Source organism: Actinomadura darangshiensis, assembly GCF_004349235.1.
GTDB classification, from domain to species: domain Bacteria; phylum Actinomycetota; class Actinomycetes; order Streptosporangiales; family Streptosporangiaceae; genus Spirillospora; species Spirillospora darangshiensis.
In genome coordinates this window covers 1-5,748 of sequence record NZ_SMKY01000435.1, presented here as the reverse complement: position 1 = coordinate 5,748, position 5,748 = coordinate 1, and the positions used below count along the sequence as shown (strand labels likewise).

5 protein-coding genes are annotated in these 5,748 nt (G+C 73.7%); 2 read left to right on the top strand and 3 right to left on the bottom strand.

Features of this window, described 5'->3' with window-relative positions:
- Nucleotides 1-78: 78 nt before the first annotated feature.
- Nucleotides 79-1,488, bottom strand: coding sequence for an LCP family protein (locus E1293_RS43810; protein WP_243717457.1), 1,410 nt, complete (start codon nt 1,486-1,488; stop codon nt 79-81).
- Between the two features lie 162 nt (nt 1,489-1,650).
- On the opposite strand from E1293_RS43810, the gene E1293_RS43805 reads away from it, so the two are divergent.
- Entirely contained in the window at nt 1,651-2,592 is a 942-nt protein-coding gene (locus E1293_RS43805; protein WP_243717456.1) for a DUF6177 family protein, read from the top strand.
- A 65-nt stretch (nt 2,593-2,657) separates the two neighbouring features.
- Nucleotides 2,658-4,082: a DUF1266 domain-containing protein gene (locus E1293_RS43800; protein WP_132205555.1), complete on the top strand. Its 1,425-nt coding sequence runs from the start codon at nt 2,658-2,660 to the stop codon at nt 4,080-4,082.
- Between the two features lie 45 nt (nt 4,083-4,127).
- Here E1293_RS43800 and E1293_RS43795 read toward each other — a convergent pair whose 3' ends face one another.
- Together E1293_RS43795 and E1293_RS43790 are read right to left on the bottom strand one after the other, a co-directional pair.
- Nucleotides 4,128-4,589 (bottom strand): hypothetical protein, encoded by a 462-nt coding sequence (locus E1293_RS43795; protein ID WP_207939465.1) that lies wholly within the window; start codon nt 4,587-4,589, stop codon nt 4,128-4,130.
- Nucleotides 4,590-4,751: 162 nt separating this feature from the next.
- The coding region (locus tag E1293_RS43790) for a MinD/ParA family ATP-binding protein (protein WP_243717454.1) at nt 4,752-5,748 on the bottom strand (997 nt) is incomplete at its 5' end.

The following is a 5,748-nucleotide window of genomic DNA, read 5'->3' as shown; positions in this document are numbered from 1 at the left end:
GGTTGCGCCGTCGTAACTGAGACGCGTCAGGACGGCCGATGGTTTGCGGGGCCAAGATACCGGTGCGCGGTGACCGCATCAGGTCTGGGCGCAGATGTCGCGGTCCGCGCGGATCTCCCCCGTTATCTTCGGCACCTTCTGGTCGCCGCGCAGGTCGGCGCCGTCTCCGCCGATGACGAGGTAGACGTAGCCGGGCTTGGCGGACGCCCACGGCCGCGGCGGGTGCCCGGGCACCGCGATCGCGAGGCGGGCGGCCTGCCGTTCGGCGCCCGTCCCGTAGAGGATCCGGGTGCGGGCGTACCGCTTCTTGCTGTTGCCGACCTTGACGACCGTGAAGCCGCGCTCGGTGAGCTGCCCGGCGGTCCGCTGCGCGAGGCCGCCGATGCCGGACGCGTTGTAGACGCCGACCCTGACCTGCGCGGGCGGAAGGGGCTTGGGCTTGTCCTGCGCGGCCACCGGCGCCGGGGCCGGTTCGGGCACCTTGTTGTCCTCGCGGATGGCCTTGAACAGCGGCTCCGCCAGCGCCTGGTCGAACTGGACGCGGTTCTTGTCCTGCGGGAACGCCTGCACGGGGACGGTGACGAACCGCACCTTCCCGGCGCTCATCCCGCGCAGCGATCCGGCGAGCTTCTGCATCACCGAGAGGGTGAGCTTGTCGTCGGTCTTGATCGACTTGGCGGCGGCGGAGAGGAAGGCGTAGGTGCGGCCAGGGTCGGTGAGCATGCCCTTGTCGGTGGCCTTCTTGACGACGGACGCCATGAACTCCTGCTGCCGCTTGATCCGGTCGAGGTCGGAGCCGTCGCCGAGGACGTACCGGGTGCGGACGTAGCCGAGCGCCTGGTCGCCGTGGACGACCTGCCTGCCGCGCTTGAGGTGCAGCTCGGCCTTGGGGTCGTCGATGCGCTTGGGCACGCAGATCTCGACGCCGTCGAGCGCGTCCACGACCCGTTTGAAGCCGGCGAAGTCGACCTCGACGTAGTGGTCGATGTGGATCTTGGTGAGCGACTCGATCGTCCGCCAGGTGCAGGCGGGGCCGGCGTTGGAGAACGCCGCGTTGATCATCCCGAACTGCGCCGGGACCGTGCCGCCGTTCTTCTTCTCGCACGGCGGCATCCGCACCATCGAGTCGCGCGGGAAGCTGACGCCGATGGCGCTCTCGCCGCCCGGCGAGATGTGCAGCAGGATCGTGGTGTCGGAGCGCTGCCCGGCCTCCTCGCCGTACCGGGCGTTCTCCCCCGCGCGGCTGTCGGAGCCCATCAGCAGGATGTTCAGCGAGTTGTTGAGCTTGGCCGGGCGGTTCTCGCCGAGCCGCCCGTCGACGTTCTCGCGGTGGATCTGGCCGTCCAGCCGCCGCCAGAAGCCGTAGGCGGTGAGGCTGCCGGCGACGAGCACGACCGACAGGACGGCCGAGACCCAGCCGAGCACGCGCCACAGCCGCCCCCGCACCGGCGGTTCCGGTGGTGGCGGGGCGTTGTCCGCGTAATACACGGGAGAGGGCGAGCCGGCTCGCTGCATCCGTAACATTTCAGCACAGATTGGACATCCGTCACGGGAGTCACCGGAAAGACACCGGTCAGCCCGCGCCCACCCCCCGGGAGGGGGGCCGCGCGCGCCCGGGACCCCCGTCCGGTGACTAGACTCCCCGTCGAGATGAGCACTGTAGACGCGCTGACCGAGCAGGCCATGGTCGTCCTCCAGGACCGGCCGGTGGTGCCGCTGAGCGCCTGGCTGAACAGGGCACTCGTCGACTGCACCGGCAGCGGCCGGTCCCTCCAGCTCGTCACGCCGCTGGACTCCCGGCTGTCGCTGCCGCTGCGCACCGCCGCGTCCGGGCCCGACGTGCAGTGGGTCGTCCGCAACGGCGACGGCTACTACGAGGGCCTCACCGGACGGCCGCTCAAATGGAGCGGCGGGACGTTCGTGCCCGTCCCGGAGGCCCGCGACTACGCGCCCGGGTTCACCACCCGCCCGACCGCCCCCATCGGCGCGCAGCTCACCCTCGTCTACCGGATCAGGCACGGCGCCCAGAGCGACATCGGCGGGCCCGTCGAGCGGCTCCTGCAGCTGCTCACCGGCAAGCCCCCGGCGGGCCTCGGCCCCGCCGAGCCGCTGGAGCACCCCTGGCGCCGCGACCGCCTCACCGAGTACGCGCGCGGACGCTCCACCGTGCGGCTCATCGTCGGCGGCGACGGGCCCCGCCCCGCGCAGGCCATCTGCGACTACACCTCGGGCGGCGGCGACGGGATCGCCGAGGTCAGCACCGTCACCGTCGGCTACGCCGCCGAAGACCCGCCGCCCCTGCAGCACCTCCCGACGCTGGTCGGGGCGCTCGCCGCCGACCAGCCGGTCACGTCGCTGTTCGTCCAGCTCACCCCGGGCCGCGCCGACCTCACCACCGAGGCCCGCTGGACGGGCGCGCCCGCCCCCATCGCGCTCGCCGTGGCCGGCGCGGTGACCGGCCCGAACGGCCTGCCCGGCCAGCAGGTCGGCCCGCCGCGCGCGCCGCTGACGTTCTTCCCGCTCGGCGACGGCCGCTCGCCGGACGGCTGGCAGCGGCACAACATGCTCATGCAGCACCTCCAGGCCGGCTGACCCGTCCCGCCATACGGCTCACAGGCGGATGATCTACCCGTAAAGGATGCTGTACGGTCCTGCTCATGGGAGAGGCCGGTCAGCTCGACGCACTTGAGCGGGCCGTCGAGGGGACGCTCGCCGAGGGGTCGCTGGAGTTCGACGGCGACGAGGCCGTGCTGCACATCGAGCGGTCGTTCATCGCCACGACCTCCTGGCTGGCCGGCGGCGGCGCCGGGGGCGTCGCCCTGCTGCTGGTGGGGGCCGTCCTGTCCATCACCGGGTTCCAGGACGAGGCGCGCTGGGCGCTGACCCCGGGCGCGGCGCTGCTCGGGCTCGTCCTCGGCTTCCTGCTGCTGTGGCGCTTCACCCGGCTCGCCGAACTCTGGTCCGGCCTGGAACTGCGGTTCGCCGACCGGACGCTCGTGCACCGGCGGACGCGCATCCCGTTCAGCGAGCTGCGCCCCGAGCACCTCGTGTGGAAGAACGGGCGGTTCTTCCGGAGCCTGCACGTCCGGCACCCGTCGCTCCGCAAGCAGCTCGCCGGGTTCTTCCGCAGCGAGGAGCGGCAGGCCGCGGAGTTCCAGCGGCGGCTCTGGGCGCTGATCTCCGCGCCCGACCTGCCCGGCGTCCTCGCCCACGGCGGCGGCCTCACCCCGGTGCAGCGCTGGATCGTCGCGGCCGGCGCCCCCTACGGCGCCATCAACGGCTTCCGGGTCGACCGGCTCGGCACCGCCCGCGGCGACGACGCCGCCGGCGACCGCCGCACCGCGCACGAGCTGCTGCAGGACCCGTGGGGCGCCTACGACCTGGAGCAGCTCCTCGGCGCCGTCAACTGGCTCGTGCAGGACGGGCACCGCGCCGACTTCAGCCAGGACGCCCACCTGGCCTCCCGGCCGCCCGACGCCCAGGAGGAGTACGGGACGCTGCTGCGCGAGGTCGACGCCCTCATCGCCGGCGACCAGCTCGAACCGCCGTTCGTCGAGCGGCTGATCGAGCTGGTCCGCGTCCGCTACGGGGACGAGGGCGGCTCCTACGCGCGGCTCGTCCCGCCGCTGCTGCGCGACGAGCCCGGCGCCGACGCCAGCGAGGAGGGCGCCGAGCTGGCCCTGTTCCTGCACCAGCTCTTCAACGACCGCAACCACGCGGCCGAGGAGCTGCACCGGCTGAAGACCCTCGCCGACCCGGCGCTGCGCGCCAACGTCGGACGGTTCCTCATCTGGGACTACGGACGCGCCCTGATGCTGTACCGGTGGGGCCACATGGTGGGGTGGCTGACCGAGGAGTACTGCTGGGACCGGATGCTCCCGCTGGCGCTCGACATCCAGCGGCGGTACTCGTCCTGGCGCGACATGGCCACCTGCTACCTGCAGGGACGGCTGCTCTGGTCGGGCGGCGGGGGCACGGCGCAGGCCGAGTACGAACGGCTCATCGAGGAGCTCGCCACCGACCCGCGCAGCCCCTGGAACCTCGTCCCGTGGGACCTGGAACTGGCCCGCGACTGGCCCTGAGCGCGCCCCGGCCCCGGGTGGTCTGCGGCCGGATCCGGCCAGGCGTCAGCGGATCACGTTGCCCTGGTACGCGGCGCCGCCCGCCGGGGCGCCTCCCCCGGCGTCGCCGCCGCCCTGGCCGGCCGCCCGCCAGCTGCGGGCCGGGGCCTCGCTCGCGCCGTCCGGGTAGACGGTGCCGCCGAGCCAGCGGACGAGCGAGTCGGCGAACACGCGCGCGACCCGCAGCGCCTCGGGCAGGTCGGCCACCGCGCGGATGTCCACCCACCACACCGGCACGCCGACCCGGTCGGCGAACTCGGCGCCGAGCAGCCGGCGGATCTCGCTCTGCGCCGTCACGTGGACCGCGTCCTCGATCGAGACGAGCAGCCGCCCCTCGGCGTCGTACAGCAGCGTGGGCTCCGGCTCCCCGCCGCGCAGCTCCACCGGCTCACCCATGGCGATCATGCCGTCGGCCACGGCGTGCACGTCCGGATCGCGGCGCACCAGCGCCACCAGGTCACTGCTCATCGGTCACCCCAGCGTCGGACGGGACGGCGCGGGCCGCCGCGGCGCACGACGGTCTTTCGCCGGTATGAGTCGGACACCTGCCTCCCCTCACATCGCAACCCTATGAGACATCCGCACCCGCTGCCCACGGGGACCCCGCGGGCGACCCGGTGGTTCGCCGGATCAGTGGTTCGGCGTCAGATCGCCGAGCGAGCGCGCGAACGCCTCGTAGGCGATCCGGCTGACGGCCGCCTGCGCGCCCTCACCGAGCCGGGTCATGTCGAACGCGGACCCCGCGGCCACATGCCGGTCGTAGGGGACGTGGACGACGGGCGTCCCCCACGCGGTGAGCATCTGCGTCGCCCGGGTGAGGTCCGCGCCGATCTGCGGCGCGTGCGACACCATCGCGATCACCGTGCGGGGCAGCAGCCGCTGCTGGCCGCCCTGCGCGAACCACTCCAGCGCCCCGCGGGCGCTCAGCGCCCCGTCGACGGTGCCGGGGGTGACCAGCACCACGCTGTGCGACTGCCCGAGGATGCCCTTGTGCAGGTCGGTGAGGATGCCGGCGCTGCAGTCCGTCACCGCGATGGAGACGTACCGGCTCACCGCGCTGAACGCCGCCTGGAACGTGTCGTAGCCGAACTCGCCGGTGATCCGGCCGCCCCGGGTCGCGGCGAGCACCCACAGCCCGTCCCGGGTCTGCTGCATGTACCGCGCCGCCTCCTCGAAGGAGCGCGGGCGCTGCGCCGCGAGCTCGAACAGCGACATCTCGGAGCGGACGCCGAGGCGCAGCGGCAGCGAACCGAGCTCCGCGTCGGCGTCCATGGCGATCACCCGGTCGGTGCGGTGCCGCGCCAGCTCGGTGGCCAGCAGCGCGGCCACCGTGGTCTTCCCGGCGCCGCCGCGCACGCTGACCACGGTGATCTGCCGGAAGCCGCCGACCGGCCGCCGCAGGTAGTCGGAGATCTCCGCCTGGTTGCGGATCTGCCCGGAGGCGCCGACGGCCTTGCGGACGCCCCGCCCCATCCGGCGGACGAACGCGTCGCCGTGCTGGTTCTTGCGGACGAACTCGTCCGCCGTCGGCACCGCGCCCGCGCCCTGCTGCTGCGGCGGCGGCTGCGCCGGGGACGGCCAGGCCGGCGCGGCCGAGCCCTCCGCGGGCCCCTCGCTCTCCCACTCC